12 protein-coding genes are annotated in these 15,184 nt (G+C 67.3%); 4 read left to right on the forward strand and 8 right to left on the reverse strand.

Annotation, left to right across the window (positions count from 1 at the left end; all coding sequences use genetic code 11):
- Nucleotide 1: 1 nt before the first annotated feature.
- From DBZ32_RS14265 to DBZ32_RS14285, 5 genes are read right to left on the reverse strand one after another with little or no spacing between them, the layout of a single operon-like run.
- Nucleotides 2–586, reverse strand: coding sequence for an amino acid synthesis family protein (locus tag DBZ32_RS14265; RefSeq protein ID WP_119167868.1), 585 nt, complete (start codon nucleotides 584–586; stop codon nucleotides 2–4).
- Nucleotides 577–1,455, reverse strand: coding sequence for a UPF0280 family protein (locus DBZ32_RS14270; protein ID WP_119167869.1), 879 nt, complete (start codon nucleotides 1,453–1,455; stop codon nucleotides 577–579). Before DBZ32_RS14270 ends, DBZ32_RS14265 begins: the two co-directional genes overlap by 10 nt.
- The gene (locus DBZ32_RS14275; protein WP_119167870.1) at nucleotides 1,452–2,981 is read right to left on the reverse strand and encodes a 6-hydroxynicotinate reductase; all 1,530 of its coding nucleotides are present in this window, start codon (nucleotides 2,979–2,981) and stop codon (nucleotides 1,452–1,454) included. The genes DBZ32_RS14270 and DBZ32_RS14275 overlap by 4 nt, the downstream gene beginning before the upstream one ends.
- Nucleotides 2,974–5,724 (reverse strand): molybdopterin-dependent oxidoreductase, encoded by a 2,751-nt coding sequence (locus tag DBZ32_RS14280; protein WP_119167871.1) that lies wholly within the window; start codon nucleotides 5,722–5,724, stop codon nucleotides 2,974–2,976. Before DBZ32_RS14280 ends, DBZ32_RS14275 begins: the two co-directional genes overlap by 8 nt.
- The gene (locus tag DBZ32_RS14285) at nucleotides 5,721–6,590 is read right to left on the reverse strand and encodes an FAD binding domain-containing protein (RefSeq protein ID WP_119167872.1); all 870 of its coding nucleotides are present in this window, start codon (nucleotides 6,588–6,590) and stop codon (nucleotides 5,721–5,723) included. Before DBZ32_RS14285 ends, DBZ32_RS14280 begins: the two co-directional genes overlap by 4 nt.
- A gap of 281 nt (nucleotides 6,591–6,871) precedes the next feature.
- On the opposite strand from DBZ32_RS14285, the gene DBZ32_RS14290 reads away from it, so the two are divergent.
- From DBZ32_RS14290 to DBZ32_RS14305, 4 genes are read left to right on the forward strand one after another with little or no spacing between them, the layout of a single operon-like run.
- A complete protein-coding gene (locus DBZ32_RS14290) occupies nucleotides 6,872–7,897 on the forward strand; it encodes a TRAP transporter substrate-binding protein (protein WP_119168367.1) in 1,026 nt (341 codons plus the stop codon).
- A gap of 23 nt (nucleotides 7,898–7,920) precedes the next feature.
- Nucleotides 7,921–8,403: a TRAP transporter small permease subunit gene (locus DBZ32_RS14295; RefSeq protein WP_119167873.1), complete on the forward strand. Its 483-nt coding sequence runs from the start codon at nucleotides 7,921–7,923 to the stop codon at nucleotides 8,401–8,403.
- A gap of 10 nt (nucleotides 8,404–8,413) precedes the next feature.
- On the forward strand, nucleotides 8,414–9,718 hold the full coding sequence (locus tag DBZ32_RS14300; protein ID WP_119167874.1) for a TRAP transporter large permease: 1,305 nt from the start codon (nucleotides 8,414–8,416) through the stop codon (nucleotides 9,716–9,718).
- Nucleotides 9,719–9,736: 18 nt separating this feature from the next.
- Nucleotides 9,737–10,231 carry an SRPBCC domain-containing protein gene (locus DBZ32_RS14305; RefSeq protein WP_119167875.1) on the forward strand — a complete coding sequence of 165 codons (495 nt, stop codon included), beginning with the start codon at nucleotides 9,737–9,739 and terminating at the stop codon, nucleotides 10,229–10,231.
- A gap of 60 nt (nucleotides 10,232–10,291) precedes the next feature.
- Here the strand turns inward: DBZ32_RS14305 and DBZ32_RS14310 are convergent, their stop codons facing one another.
- The 3 genes from DBZ32_RS14310 to DBZ32_RS14320 are packed head-to-tail and all read right to left on the reverse strand — an operon-like array spanning nucleotide 10,292 to nucleotide 15,082.
- On the reverse strand, nucleotides 10,292–11,812 hold the full coding sequence (locus tag DBZ32_RS14310; protein WP_119167876.1) for a 3-hydroxyacyl-CoA dehydrogenase: 1,521 nt from the start codon (nucleotides 11,810–11,812) through the stop codon (nucleotides 10,292–10,294).
- Nucleotides 11,805–13,916: an acetate--CoA ligase family protein gene (locus DBZ32_RS14315; RefSeq protein WP_119167877.1), complete on the reverse strand. Its 2,112-nt coding sequence runs from the start codon at nucleotides 13,914–13,916 to the stop codon at nucleotides 11,805–11,807. The genes DBZ32_RS14310 and DBZ32_RS14315 overlap by 8 nt, the downstream gene beginning before the upstream one ends.
- Complete coding sequence (locus DBZ32_RS14320) at nucleotides 13,913–15,082, reverse strand: acyl-CoA dehydrogenase family protein (RefSeq protein ID WP_119167878.1); 1,170 nt, start codon at nucleotides 15,080–15,082, stop codon at nucleotides 13,913–13,915. Before DBZ32_RS14320 ends, DBZ32_RS14315 begins: the two co-directional genes overlap by 4 nt.
- Nucleotides 15,083–15,184: the final 102 nt, after the last annotated feature.

Below are 15,184 nucleotides of genomic sequence, written 5' to 3' on the forward strand. Positions count from 1 at the left end.
CCTAGCGCAGGCCGTCCTCTCCCTTGATCTCGCTGGCTTGAAGTCCTTCGACGCGCGCATGAGGGCGCGGACCGGAGGTCATGGCCAGAATGTAGACAAGCTCGTCCGGGCGCGGTGCATCGGGCAGGCGCACCTCTATCGCCGTGAAGTGGCTTCGCACGTAGGCTGCGTTGACATGGTGAACCGGAATGTCGATCGCCGTGCCGAGAGTGCCGACCTTCTTGGACGAGGGCACGATGGCCTGGGTGTGGCCCAGCACCTCGCGCATCCCCCAACCGCCCGGCACGTGCCAAAGCGCGCCGTGTTCCAGTTCGCCGGCGGCGCCGACGATGGCGCCTTTGCCGTACCCCTGGATCTCCTCCGGTCCCTTTCCCATGGCGGAGACCAAGCGTTCCGCCATCTCCTTACCGACCGGTTTCAGCGCCTCCATCAGCGGCGTGATCTCTTCGACGTAGCCGCCGGCGTAGGGGTTGTTCATCACCACCGCAACGGTGCCACGAATCAGCGGCTCGGCCAAGGCGGGGCCGAACTCGTGCCGCTCCTCCTCGACGAAGGTGGCGATCTTGCGGATGGCGATCAGGTCCATGGAAGGCTCGTCTCCTCTTGGCGGTCCGGTACGGCCCGGCTTTGTTCTCGCAGAGACAGCAGCGCCGCGTGGATCAGGCCAGCCCGATGCATCTGCGCGGCCAGCTGCGCTCCGGCGGTCAGGGCGGTCTCAATCTCGTTCGGGCTCAATGGCCCCACCGCGGTAACCACCGGCAAGGCACTCAGGTCGCTGTCGCTATCGATCTCACAGGCCGGGCGCCGCCGAACGTTCGGATGGTCCTCCAGATCCACGGCGTTGGCGATCAGCGTTGCCGCGACATCGGCCTCGGCCGCGCTGGCGGCCAACACCGTGACGGCGTCGGCAAGCCCGCGTGACAGGCTGCGGCCTTGGCGACCGGAGGTGGCCAGTCCGCGCGTCGGCAGATCGTGAGTCAGCGTGACCTGGCCGCTCGGACCCCAGTCCGCCAGATCGGCAACCAGTCCGATGTCGAGGCTTTCGCCCGGCGCCAGATGCACGGCGATGTCGCCGCCGTCGTTGACCCAGGCGCGGGTGAGACTGCGCTCCTCGATCAGGGCGGCGAGAACATGATCGGCGATGGAGCCTGCCACCGCAGCCATGGGGGTCACCCAGAGTCTTTCGTGGGGTCGGCAGGCCTCCGCCATGGCTCTTGCCACGGGATGGCGCAGCCGGTGCGGCTCCGCCCCGAGCGGCCGTCGCAATTCCGGGAGTTCGCGCGCGAGTTCGGCGAGCAGTCCCTCGAAAGCCGTGATCGCTTGTCTGTAAGCCTCCTGCACGTCGTCCGGCGCTCCTTCGGCCTTGATCACCAGATCGATGGGGCCGTCCTGCAGGTGGAGTCGGCCGCCGGTCAGCGTTGGCGCCACTGCGGTCCGCCGGGCCAGCGGCCTCATGGTCGCCCGCCTTTGCTCTGTTCCAGCGGCCAGGGGTTCTCGTCGCGCCAGCGCGCGGCCTTGGCACTCTCGCCTTGCTCCCTCAGCACCTGCTCCAGCGGGACCACCGCGCCGGCATGGCCACCCAAGGCCTCGTAGTCCGCCTTGGGCATGGTGAACTCCATCGGCGCCACGATGGCTGGTGTCGGAACGTAGCCGAAGGCGTTTTCCGGCATGCGGGTCACATCGACCATCACGGTGATGCCGCCGCCTGGCCAGATATAGACCGGAGCTCCGCCCATGGTGACGCGGGTCAGCGCCTGCTTGACCGACTGGGTCAAGTGTACCGGATTCTCGGTGACGCCGGCCCGCAGGCTGCCGCCGGCCCCGGCCATGAAGATCACGGAGCAGAGCGCCGGCTCGCAGTTTTCGCCGATGCGCTCCACGACCTTGCGCACCGCTGCTGGGATCTCCCGCTGCTGCGGCCTCAGTTCTTCGTCCAGGACGCAGTAGAGCGCGTCTTCGCCGGTGGTCGAGGTGAGCAGAAGCCGCAAGCCCGGCCAGGCGGTCTTGGGATCGATCTTCTCGACGATGGACAGCGGGTCGGTGATGTCGGTACCACCCCAACCGCTGCCCGGCTCGGCCACCTGGAAGTAGCGGCCCGGCGTCGACTTGCGGCCGCGCACGCGGATGCCGGACAGCGGCATGTCGAGGCAACGTCCCGCCTGGTGTTCCGTTAAGACACCGGTGATGTGATCGTCCAGCACGATCACCTCGTCCACCTGTCCGTGCCATTGCTGGGCGAAGATTCCGACGGTGGCCGATCCGCAACCGACCCGCATCCGCTCTTCCGGGTGGCCGTTGACGATCGGGGCGCGGTCGGCCTGCACCGTGACGGTCGCGCCCTCTTCGATCTCCAGCTCGACGGCCTCGCCGCTGCAGAGTTTCAGCAGCGTGTCGCAGGCGATGTTGCCTTCCTTCTTGCTGCCGCCTGTCAAGTGCCGCACGCCGCCGAGAGAGAGCATCTGAGAGCCGTACTCGGCGGTCGTGACGTGACCGACCATCTCGCCGGCCGCGCGCACCGGTGCCGTCTCCGGCCCGAGATGGCGGTCCGTGTCGATCTTCACCTTGACGCCGCAGTAGCTGAAGATGCCCTCGGTGACGACGGTGACCGTATCGACGCCGCCGTACTGACTGGAGACGATGAAGGGCGCCGGCTTGTAGTCAGGATAGGTGGTTCCGCTGCCAATCCCGGTCACGAAGGTCTCCGCATTGGCCAGCAGACGACCGTCCCACTCCTGGCCCTGCGCGTCCTCGGCCTGGAAAGGCACCATGACCCCGCCCGCTTCGGCGACGCGCTGGCTGAGGACCAGCGGATCGCTGCGCGTCAGCAGGCCGTCCTCGTTGGCATAGCGCCCACAGGCGCCGACCCGGCCTGGCCTGATGCGGCAGAGCACTGGACAGGCGTCGCAGCGCACGATGCCCTGATCGCCTTCGCGCGCGCCGTACTTCTGCATCTCTTGGGAAGGTGGCGCTCCGTTAGCCATGCCCGGCCTCCCGAAGAAGCGCGCGCAGGCGATGAGGCAGGGCCGGTGCCTGGCGGACCACCGCGCCGGTGGCGTGACGGATGGCGCCGAAGATCGCCGGTGCCGTCGGGACCAGGGCCGGCTCGCCGATGCCCTTGGCACCGTAAGGGCCCAGCGGTTCGGGATCTTCGATCAGATGAATGTCGATCTCCGGCACGTCGCCGAAGCTCGGGATCAGATAGTCATGCAGGTTCTCTGTACGTCCGGGCAGGTACTCTTCCATCAGCGCCAGCCCGATGCCCTGGGCGATGCCGCCGTGAATCTGCCCCTCGACCAGCATCGGATTGACCGCCTTGCCGACGTCGTGCGCGGCAACGATCCGCCGCAGCGCGACCGTGCCGAGATCCAGGTCCACCGAGAGGTCCGCGAGCTGTGCCGCGAATCCGTAGGTGGCATAGGGCGTTCCCTGACCTTTCTCGTCGAGCGGCGTGGTCGGCGGATCGAAGCAGCCATAGCCCTCCAGGTCCTCCGCCAAACGGGCGAGGTCGATCTCTTGGCTGCGGTCGCCTTCGATCACCTGGACTCGCGACGCCCGGAGACGAAGTTTCGCGTCCGGTCCCGCGTTGGCGAGACGCAGCAGCTTGCTGCGCAGGTCGAGGCCGGCCAGCTCCGCGGCCTTGCCGGAAACGAAGGTCTGGCGCGAGGCGGAAGTCTTGCCGGCATCCAGCGTCAGATCCGTGTCGCCGACCACCTGGGCGAAGGCTTCGAGGGGCAGGCCCAGCGCATCGGCGCAGATCTGAAGCATGATCGTCGCCGAACCCTGGCCGATATCGACCGCCCCGTTGTACAGCGTCAGGCGACCGTCGCGATCCAGCACCACCCGCATTTCGGAGGGATTGGCGAGCGCTGTGTTGCCGATGCCGTACCACATACAGCCGATGCCGACGCCGCGTCGTCGCCGCCCCGACGTGGTGCTGTTGAAGACTTCGGCCTCGGCGCGCAGCCTCTGCCAGTCCGGCCGCAGGGCCTCCAGGCAGGTGGCGAGCCCGGCCGAGTGTTCCAGCCTCTGTCCCGTCGCCGTGGTGTCGCCGCGCCGGATGGCGTTGAGGTGCCGGAATTCGAGCGGATCGAGGTCGAGCTGTGCCGCCAGGTCGTCCATCAGGCACTCGTGGGCGATAGCGGCCTGCGGCACGCCGAAGCCGCGGAAGGCGCCGGCTGGTGTCTCGTTGGTATAGATCGCCCGGCTGCGCACCCGCACATGCGGCAGGGCATAGGGTCCGCTGGCATGCACCGGAACGCGGCCGGCGACGGTCGGACCCCAGGAGGCGTAAGCGCCGGTATTGAAGTCGCCTTCGAAATCGAGAGCCCGCAGCTTGCCGTCGGCTTCCGCCGCCGCGCGGGCGGTGATGTGCGAGGGGTGTCGCTTGGTGGTCGCCGCCATGGACTCGTTGCGGCTGAAGAGGGCGCGGACCGGCCGGTTCGACACCATCGCCGCGACTGCCAAGAGCGGTTGCAAGGCGACGTCCAACTTGCCTCCGAAGCCGCCGCCGCAGGCGCTGGGAACGATTCTGACGGCCTCGACCGCTAGACCGGCGACCCGCGCCACCTCGTCCCGGTCCATGTAGGGGGCTTGGGTGCAGCCAAAGACGGTCAGCCCGCCGTTTTCGCGCAGGGCATAGCCGGCCTCCGGCTCGATATAGGCATGCTCGACGAAGCCGGTGCTCCAGCTCCCCTCCGACCGTGCGGCCGCATCTTCGAAGGCGCTCTCCGGCGCACCCTTCTCCAGGTAGCCGCGGATCAGCACGTTGCCGTTGGAGGCGTCATGGAGCTGCGGTGCGTCCGGTGCCCTGGCCGCAGCCATGCCGATCACGGGTTCCAGGACCGTCCAGGCGATGGGGATTTGCTCGAGAGGTAGGGACTCCACTGTCGCGCGGTCGCCGACCAAGGCCAGCACGGCCTCGCCCCGGTACCGTACCGCACCGGAGGCGAGCACTGGCTGGTCCTTCAGGTGCGGATAGATTCCATAGGAGTTCTCGCCGGGCACGTCGGCGGCCGTCAGCACGTGCCGCAGCCCGGGAAAGGCAGCACGGAGCGGCGCCAGATCGCCGATCTCGAAGGTTGCCCGCGCATGCGGCGACCGCACGGCTCGCAACCAGAGCGCCCCGGCCGGGGCGGTGTCGGCGCCGAAGCGGTCGTCGCCGGTGATCTTCGGCAGGCCGTCGCGACGCGGTATCGCTTGCCCGACCGAGGGGCCGCTTTCGGCACTGAGATTGCCGGGGGCTGCGAGATGCGGGGCCGCGCGCACCGCCTCGACGATCTTGCGGTAGCCGGTGCAACGGCAGAGCACGCCCCCCAGTGCGTCCTCGACCTGGCGTTCCGTCGGGTCCTGCACGCGGGCCAGCAGGTCGGCGGCCGCCATCAGCATGCCGGGCGTGCAGATGCCGCATTGAGCGGCGCCGTGCAGATGGAAGGCGCGCTGCAGGGCGGAGAGCTGTTCCTGGTCCGCCAGCCCTTCGACCGTGGTGATCTCGCGTCCTGCGGCTTGGCCCAGCGGCACCAGGCAGGCACAGACCTGCCGGCCATCCAGCAGCACCGTGCAGGCGCCGCAGTCGCCGGCATCGCAACCGACCTTGGTGCCGGTCAACCCCAACTCGTGACGCAGCACGTCGGTCAGGCGGGTGAAGGGCGCCGCCGCTACGCTCCGTGGCTCGCCGTTGACGGTCAGGGAGAGCGTGGTTCCGGCACTGCCGGCATCCGGGCTCATGCCGCCATCTCACCGGCTTTATCGGTGAGGTCCAGCAGCGCCCGGCGGACCAGGGTGAGCGCCGTGTCGCGCCGATAGTCCGCCGAGCCGCGCACGTCGTCGATCGGACTCAACAGGCCGAGATGGTCCGTTTTGACCACTGCCGCGAGGGCGGCGTCGCAAGGCTTGCCCAGCAGCGCCGCCTCCAGATCCGGCAGGCGCTGGGCGGCGGCGGAGCAGCTTCCCACCGCCAGCCGCGCCGCCGTCACCGTGCCGGCGTCCACTTCCAGTGTTGCCGCGACCATGACGATGGAGATCACCAGATAGCTGCGGGCGCCAAGCTTGAGAAAGGTCGATCGTGCTGGTCGACGCGGCTTCGGAACCAGCAGGGCGACCAGCAACTCGTCGTGGCGGCGCGCCGTGCTGCGGTTGCCGAGAATGAAGTCGCTCAGCGGCAGACGCCGCCGCCCGGCTTTCGAGGCCAGCTCGACCTCGCAGTCGAGGGCCAGCAATGGCGGCACGCCGTCCGCGGCCGGCGAGGCGTTACAGAGATTGCCGGCCAGGGTACCGCGGTTCTGGATTTGCCGGCCCCCGACCGTACGACCGGCCATGCGCAGTCCGTCGAAACAGGCGGGGAGGGACCCTTCGATCGCCTCGGTCCAGGTGGTCAGAGCACCGAGGCGCCAACCTTCGGGCGTTTCCTCCATCCCACACAGGTCCGGCAGGGCCGAGATATCGAGAATGTCGAGGTCGGGAGCTCGGTTCCAGGCGGCGAGGTTGGCTTGTGCGGGGTAGACGTCGGTGCCGCCGGCAAGCGGCGTGTAGGGGCGTTCGGCGAGCGCATCCAACGCTTGCGAGAGCGTGCTCGGCCGAATGTAGACCCCCATGGCGTCCCCGTTTCGGTGTCCCGGCCGCGGTGCCAAGATGGTCCGCCCCGCCGGTTTCTTCGCTGGCAAGTTGACCGGAAGGCTCTCCGTCGAGTCAAGCCGGCAGAACGAATATGGGATACGATACCTGGGGTTGTAGGATGCCCGCGGTGCGCGGTCCCGGCGCGGGTCGGCAACGGGGTCTGCCGGATCGTTTTGGCGCTTGCATCGCCGCCGCCGCTCGGCTTGTCTGCGGCTCCGGCCTGTGTCGTCGCCTGCTGTCTGCTGTTCCGGGAACCGAGATGATTCATCACATCCTGCGCTTTGCCGTCCCGCTTGCCGCCGCGCTCTTTACGGCCTCCATCGCAGTGGCTCAGGAGGCGACGCTGCGCTTCGCCCACTTCATGCCGGCCAATGCCTGGCAGCATGTCGAACTGTTCGAGGCCTGGGCGACCTCGGTCGAGGAAGCCTCCGACGGCCGGCTCGCCGTCGAAGTCTATCCGGCGCAGACTCTCGGCAAGGCGCCGCAAGGCTACGACAACGCTCGCAACGGCATTGCGGAGATCGCTTGGACCGTCCAGGGCTATACCGCCAACCGCTTTCCGCTGAGTCAGCTCGTGGAGCTGCCCGGCCTCTTCGAGACGGCGGAAGTGGGTTCCTGCGCGTTTCAGCAGCTTTACGACAGTGGCGCCTTGGACGCGGAATATGCCGATACCCACGTGCTCTTCGTCCACACGCACGGCGCCGGTCACCTGCACACCGGCGCGCGCGCCGTGACCAGCCTCGACGACCTGAAGGGGTTGCGCATTCGACGCCCGACCGCGGTGATCGGCACGCTGCTGGAGGAACTTGGCGCCGAGCCGGTCGGCATGCCGGCGCCGGCGATCTACGAGAGTGCCCAACGAGGGGTTATCGACGGCTTTCTGCTGCCCTGGGAGGCGGTCGCCGGTTTCCGCGCCGACGAGGTGTCGGACCATCACACCGAGGTCGGACTCTATGCCCTCGCCTTCGTGACGGCCATGAACAAGGACGCCTACGCGCGGTTGCCCGACGACCTTAAGGCCGTGATCGACGCACACTCCGGCCGGGACTGGGCGTTGGCGGCCGGGCGTGGCTACGACCGAGGCGACGTCGGCGGGCGTGCCGCCACGCTGGCCAACGGCAGCCTGCAGAGCATCGAGGACCGGGCTGCCTGGGAAGCCGCGGCGGAACGCGCCCGCGAGCGTTACCTTTCCGACTTGGAAGGTCGCGGTCTGCCGGCACGGCAGACTTACGCTGCCCTGCAGGACTACGTCGCCGGGTGCCGCACTGCGCTGGGCCGACGGTAGGCGAAGGCCGGCAAGGGGCTGCGATGCATCGCCTCGTCTCTCTCTTCGATGCCGTCGCCGGTCTGGCGCTGGCGCTGTTGCTGGCGGTCACGGCGGCAGGAATCCTGACGCGTCTGCTGTTCGACCTCACTGCCGGGGGGCTCGATCTCTTGCTGTCCGATGCCGTGGAGATGGCGACCTACGCCTTGTTGATCACGGTCTTCGCCGCCATGCCGCGCGCGCTTCGGGACGGACCGGTCACGATCGAGGTGTTCAGCCGGCACTGGCCGCTTTGGCTGACGGCCATACTCGACCGTCTCTGGAGTCTCTTGTTCGGGATACTGGCGGTGCTGCTCGCCTGGCGCTACGCGGGGGAGAGCCTGACGCTGCTTGCGCGCGGTGACACCACCCAGGACATGCAACTTCCGCTCTGGGGCTTCTACGCCTTCGCCGTGGTCGCCTTCGCGGCCGCTGCGCTGGTCGGCCTGTCGCTCGGTTTCGGCAGAAGCGGACGGGGCGAGCGATGAGGAACTGGCCGTGAGCCCACCGGAGGTCGGCCTTTCGGCTATCGGTGTCCTGCTGATCCTGCTGGTTCTGCGCTGCCCGGTGGCGCTGGCGATGATCGTCACGGGTCTCGGCGGTTTCGCGTTGCTGGCAAGTCCCGAGGCTGCTTTGGCGATTCTGGGCAACGGGCCTTGGGACGTGGCGACCAATTACGCCTTCACCCTGGTGCCGCTGTTCCTCTTGATGGGTAATCTGGCGGCACAGGCGGGTTTGTCGCGGGACCTCTTTGCCGCGGCACGGCGCCTGCTGGCCGGTTGGCGCGGCGGCTTGCCTTTGGCGGCTGTCCTGGCGAGCGGCGGCTTCTCGGCTGTGTCCGGTTCCTCTCTGGCGACCGCGGCCACCATGGCGCGGGTGGCGCTGCCGGAGATGCGTGCGCAGGGCACGGCGCCGCGTTTGGCGGCGGGTGCATTGGCGGCGGGCGGCACGCTGGGCATCATGATTCCGCCCTCGATTGCGCTTCTGCTCTATGCGCTGATTACCCAGCAGTCTGTCGAAGCCTTGTTCCTCGCCGGTTTCCTGCCCGGGCTGTTGGCGATCCTGCTCTACGGTCTGACCATCGCGATCCTGGTGCGGCTGCGGCCTGAGCTGGGCGGTCGCGCGCTAGAGACCGCGCAGATCCCGCTCGTCCGGGCGCTGAAGCCCGCGCTGCCGGTCCTGGCGCTCTTTCTGCTGGTGATGGGCGGGCTCTACGGTGGCCTCTTCACCCCGACCGAAGCAGCGGGCGCCGGCGCCTTCCTGACGCTGCTCGTGGCCTTGGCACGCGGTGTGCGCTGGCCGGGGCTGCGTCAGGCGCTGATCGATACGCTGCGCACCACCGCGGCGATCTTCCTGATCATCATCGGGGCCGAGATCTTCGGCTATCTGCTGTCGGTCTCGCAGATCCCGGCCGAGACGGTAGCGCTGATTCGCGACCTGGGGCTCGCGCCCTGGATGGTGCTGGCCGCCATCCTGGTCTTTTTCGTTCTGCTTGGCTGTGTCATGGACAGTCTGGCGATGATCCTGTTGACCGTGCCGGTTTTCTATCCGCTGATCCTCGAGGCTGGCTACGACCCCATTTGGTTTGGCATCCTGGCCGTGGTAGCCGTCGAGTTGGGTCTGATCACGCCGCCGGTCGGCATGAACCTCTTCGTGATTTCCTCCGTCGCGCCGGAGGTCAAGAGCGAGGATGTCATGTTTGGCGCCTTGCCCTTCGTCGTCGCGGATCTCTTGCGACTTGGGATTCTTGCGGCCTTCCCGATCATCGCGCTGGCCTTGCCGGGCTGGTTCGGTCTGCTGTAGCGAGGAAAGGACGGCATCATGGAGGAGCCTGTGATCGAGGTACCGGAGGTCGTCGTCGGCGTGTCCGTGAATCTACCGACCGATACGGCTTTTGCACTCTTTACCGACGGTATCGATCGTTGGTGGCCGAAGCAGAACAGCTTCTCCCGCGGAACGGCTCGGGAGATCGGCCTGACTGCCGAGGGCGGCTGGTTCGAGATAAGCGAGGAGGGTGAGACGGTCGGCTGGGGGGATGTCTTGGCGTGGCAACCACCGCAACGTCTGCTGCTCGCCTGGCAGATCTCGCCGGACACACAGCCCTGGTCGCCGGAGCCGGATCCAGCCAAGGCCAGCGAGGTGGAGGTGCGCTTCCTGCCGATCGAGCCCGGTCGTACCCAGGTGAAGGTCTTGCATGACGCCTTTGCCAGACACGGTGACGGAGGCGCCGGTATGGCCGCCGGCATGGCCTCTCCGATGGGATGGCCGGCCTTGCTGGAGGCTTATCGCGTCGCCGCCGAGATGGAGTCGACTTAAGAGTCCGCTGGCGACGCCGCGGCGGCGGAGCGGAGCGAAGACAGCCCGCCTGGTCTCTAATTACTCTGTGGTCAGAGACAGGCCGAGGGCGGCCCGCCGACGCAACCAAGGGCTGGGCCGGTATCGCGGGTCCTGGGTCAGGCTGTGAACGTTCTCCAGAATCTCTAGAACCTGCCGCGGTCCGATACGGTCGCCGAGAGTCAGTGGACCAGCCGGATAACCCAAGCCGATCCGAACGGCATCGTCGATATCGGAGGGCGTCGCGACCGCTTGCTGGGCGATCTCGCATCCTAGATTGACGATGGTCGCAAGCATCCGCTGAACCACCAGTCCCGGGCTGTCGCCGATAAGGCTCACCGGCACACCGTCCCTGCTCAGCAAGGCGTGAGCCCGATCCCGCCAGACCGGATCGGTTCCCGGCAGTGTCATGAGCGTGCGGCGTCCGCTTTCGAGACCGAACAGGGGATCGACGGCCAGGGTGCGCGCTGGGTCGAGCCCGTGCCGCGCGCAGAGGGCGCTCCCGTCGAGTCCGACCGGCGCCAGGAGAATCAAGCTGTCGGAGGCGGGTTTGGACGCTTTGTCCAAAGGCGCTCCGAGTGTGTTGAGCAGCTTCGTCAGGGCGTTCGACGCCGCCGTCTCGGCTTCGACCCATACGGCGCCGGACAGCGGCGCATCGGGGGCCGCCGGCTCGGGCGGCCGAACGATCCGACCCTCGTCGTAGCGATAGAAGCCTTCGCCCGTCTTGCGGCCATAGAGACCTGCCGCGACGCGACGGCGCGGCAGCGGCGTCGGCCGGTAACGCGGGTCCTGGAAGAACTGACTGTGAATCGATTCCAGAACGTGCCCCGACACATCGAGACCGGTCAGATCGAACAGCTCGAAGGGCCCCATCCGAAAGCCCGCCGCGTCCCGCATCAGGGCATCCACCGTCCGCGGCGCGGCGACGTTTTCCTGCACGATCTGCAGACCCTCCGTATAGAGGGCACGGCCGGCGTGATTGACCAGAAAGCCGGGACTGTCGGTCGTGGTAACGGCGCGGTGCCCGAGGGTTTCGGTCAGAGCCGTCAGCCGCGCCACCACGGCGTTCTCGGTGCGCTCGCCGCGGATGACCTCCACCAGCTTCATCAAGGGCACGGGATTGAAGAAATGATAGCCGGCGACCCGTTCCGGCCGCGAGCAGGCCGCGGCCACGGCGGTGACCAGCAGCGACGACGTATTGGTCGCCAGGATGGTGTCCTCGCTGACGATCGCTTCAAGGCTGCGGAAGAGATCTTGCTTGACGTCCAGGCGCTCCGCGATGGCCTCCACCACCAGCGTGGCGGGCGCCAGCGCCTCGAGGCTGTCGGCCGGAGCGAGCTGAGCGATGGCAGTTTCGGTCGCTGCCTCCGTCGCTTCGCCTTTCTCCAGGCGACGTTGGAGCATGCGGGTGACGAAGCCCGCCGCTTCGGTCGTTTGCTCGGCGTTCGCATCATAGAGCAGCGTTCGCAGCCCGGCTTGAACGAAGAGCTGGGCAATGCCGCGCCCCATCGTTCCCGCGCCGATGACGGCAACCGTCCGGAAGGTTGCGGAGGAGTCAGTCATGGATCCCACCTTGCTTGGCAAGCCTCACCCAGCCGTCCACGGCCACGGCGCCGCACCCTTCGTTCATGACGACCAGTGGATTGATTTCCGCTTCCTGAACGGCCGGCCCGCCGTCGGCCGCCAGGTGCGAGAGAGCTTCGATCGTGCGCGCCAGCGCGTCCACATCGCCTTTTGGACGCCCCCGCGCCCCGAAGAGAGGAGCAAGGCCCTTGACCTCGCGCAGCATCGCCAGAGCTTCATCCCGACCGACCGGCGCCAGCCGAAGGGAGACGTCGCCGTAGATTTCCGCGAGAACGCCGCCGACGCCGACTATCACCACCGGTCCGGCGAGCGGGTCGATCCGGAAGCCGACGATGACTTCGGCCAAACCCTCGACCATCGGTTGGATCAGGATCCCGTCCAGCCGCGCATCGGGTTGAGCGGCGGCGACCGAGCGGTGCAAGCGCCTTGCCGTCTCCAGCAGTATCGTTCCATCGGACAGGTCGAGGGCGACGCCGCCGAGATCGCTTTTATGCGCGATGTCGGAAGATAGAATTTTGGCGGCGACAGGGTAGCTCAGGTCTGCCGGGACGGGACCGCCCAGGGGCATGACGCGGCACTCGGCGACGGAGATGCCGAGGGCGGAGAAGAGAGCCAGGGCATCGCGCTCATTGAGGTCTCCCGCCTCACGGTGGACTTCGACGATTTGAACTGCTGCAGTCGGCAGCGGTTGCGTCCTTCGAACCCGCGGCGGCGCCCAGCGCAGGTAGGCGTTGAGAGCGTCGGCGCAGGCTTCGGGTGTGCGGAAGGCGGCGATACCCGCCTCGGCCAGCAGCGCGAGGGACTCTTCCGCATTGGGAAAGAGAAAGGCCGCGATGGGCTTTGCGGCACCGGCCCATTTCGTCAAAGGCGTGACGGCCAACTCCGGATAGAACTCCGAGGAGGAGCCGACGACCATCACCACGGCATCGATGCCCGGATCGTCGATCAGCGCGCCGAGGCAGGCGTCCACGGTCTCCTGCCGCGTTCCGGCCATGGTCAGGTCGATAACCGGTGTTTCTCCGATTGTGAGACCGTGGGTGGCCAGGGCTTTCCGCAGTTCGGTGGACGGCTGAACGACGGTCAGGCCGCGTTCCCCGAGATGGTCGGCGACGATGGCGCCGCCGCCGCCGGTCGTGGTCACGACGGCCGCACGCCGTCCTGCGGGCCTTTGCCGCCCAGCCAAAAGGGGCGGTGTTTCGATCAGGCTTTCGAACAGATCGACCCGCAGGACGCCCAGTTCCCGCAGAAAGGTATCCATGACGGCCGCCTGGCCCGCCAGCGCTCCCGTATGCGACTGGGCCAAGCTGCGGCCCAGTTCCGATCGGCCGAGCACGTAGGCCATGACTGGTTTGCCGATGGCATGGGCTTTCGCCGCCATTGCCTCTAGAGCCGCACGGTCGCGAAGGGTTTCGAGAAAAAGAGAGACGACATCCGTGTCCGGATCGTCCAGCAGCATCTCGGCGACCTCTCCGACCGACAGATCGGACTCGTTGCCCACGGACACCAGCGTCGAGAAGCGGATGCCCCGTGCCTGCCCGCGCGACACGAGCGCGCCGATCAGGCTGCCGGACTGGGATACCAGTCCGAAGCGGCCGGCCTGAAGGGTGTCGCGCTCGAGAACGGCATTCGCACTAAGGGTCAGCGGAAGGCGTGTATTTACGACTCCCAGACTGTTGGGCCCGAGCAGACGCAGCCCCCCGGTCCGGGCTTGCGAGACGAGGCGTTCCTGCCGGGCGATACCGGCCGGCCCGCTTTCGGCGTAACCCCCGGTGAAGATGGTCGCACAACGCACGCCGGCTCCGATGCAGTCCTCTACCACACCCTCGACGGCCTGGCGTGGAACCATGACGTAGGCATGATCGATCGGCGCGCCGACAGCGGTCAAGCTGGGGTAGCAGGCTTCGTCGAAAAGGGTCCCGTAGGCCGGATTGATCGGATAGACGCGGCCGTCGTACCCGTGTTTCGCCAGATAACGCTGAGGCCGGCTGTTGTTCTTGTCGAGGTTCGCCGAAGCACCGACGATGGCCACACTCCGAGGACGGAGCAGGCAGTCGGCGAGCGGCGCTAAGAGAGCGGCGGTCATCCGCTCGCGGTCCCGGGTTGCGGCGGACGTTGGGAGAAGCGGCGGTCGAAAATGCCTTCCGCGATCCGGTTCCGCATCACCTCCATGGAGCCACCGGCAATCATCCAGCCGCGGGTCTTCCGGAAGCAGTATTCCACCAGGTGCTCGTCGCAGTAGCCTGTTCCGCCCAAGACCTGCACGGCTTCATGGGCGGTTTCGAAACCCGCCTTGTTGCACATGAGCTTCGCCAAGGCTGTGTCCTGTGCGGATGGCAGGCCCCGGTCGGCCTTGACTGCTGCGCGATAGAGCAGCAGTTGCGCGGCTTCGAGAGCAAGAAGAGCATCCGCGAACTTCCATTGCAGCCCCTGGAATTCACAGAGAGGGCGGCCAAACTGGCTGCGCGTGAGCGCATGCTCCCGGGCGGCATTGAAAGCGAATTGACCCAAGGCTCGCGCCCGTGCGGCGTTGCCCAGTCGCTCGGCGTTGAAGCCGGCGATCTGCTTCTTGAAGCCGCCCGGTCCTAGCAGCACGTTCTCCGGCTCGACCCGCACCTCGTCGAAGTAGAGCGCGCACCATTGTTCGCCGTTCATGTAGTTGCTGGGCTGACCGAAGACGAAACCCTCCTGGCCGCGCTCGAGCAACACCGACCCAACGCCCCCGACACCCGGCCCGAAACGGACGTAGACGAGAAACAGGTCGGCCTCCGCCGAGTGGCTCGTGAAGACCTTCCCGCCGGTGATCCGCCAGCCGTCGCCGTCGGGCTCGGCCCGGGTCGTAAGGTCGGTCACGGCGGAGCCGGCATTGGCTTCGGTCATACCAAGGCCGATGACCGTTTCACCCTTGAGGAGAGGTGGCAGGTAACGGGCTTTCTGGGCCGGCGTCGCATACTCGGCGAGGGTCCGGATGGCGCCGAAGTTGCCTTGCTGAACCACGTCGGCGGCACGCGGGTCGACCAAGGCGACCTGCTCGATGGCGATGATGGCATCCATCAAGGTGCCGCCTTGACCGCCATCGGCCTCGGGCAGGGTGATCCCCATCAGCCCGGCATCCGCCATCGCGCGCGCGACCTCGAAGGGAAAGCTCGGCTCGTGCGCTCGCCTCAAGGCGCCCTCGGCGAGATGCCGTTCGGCAAAGCGACGCACGCTGTCACGGAACTGGTTCTGCTCCTCGTTCAGTTCGAAGTCCATCGCTCAGACCGCCCCCAATTCCAGATTTCTCAGATCGCTGTTTCTGCGGTATTTGTATGGTTGTATCTATATTAATACAATAGCGTCGTGAGAATTTGAGAT

Source organism: Algihabitans albus, assembly GCF_003572205.1.
Classification (GTDB): domain Bacteria; phylum Pseudomonadota; class Alphaproteobacteria; order Kiloniellales; family DSM-21159; genus Algihabitans; species Algihabitans albus.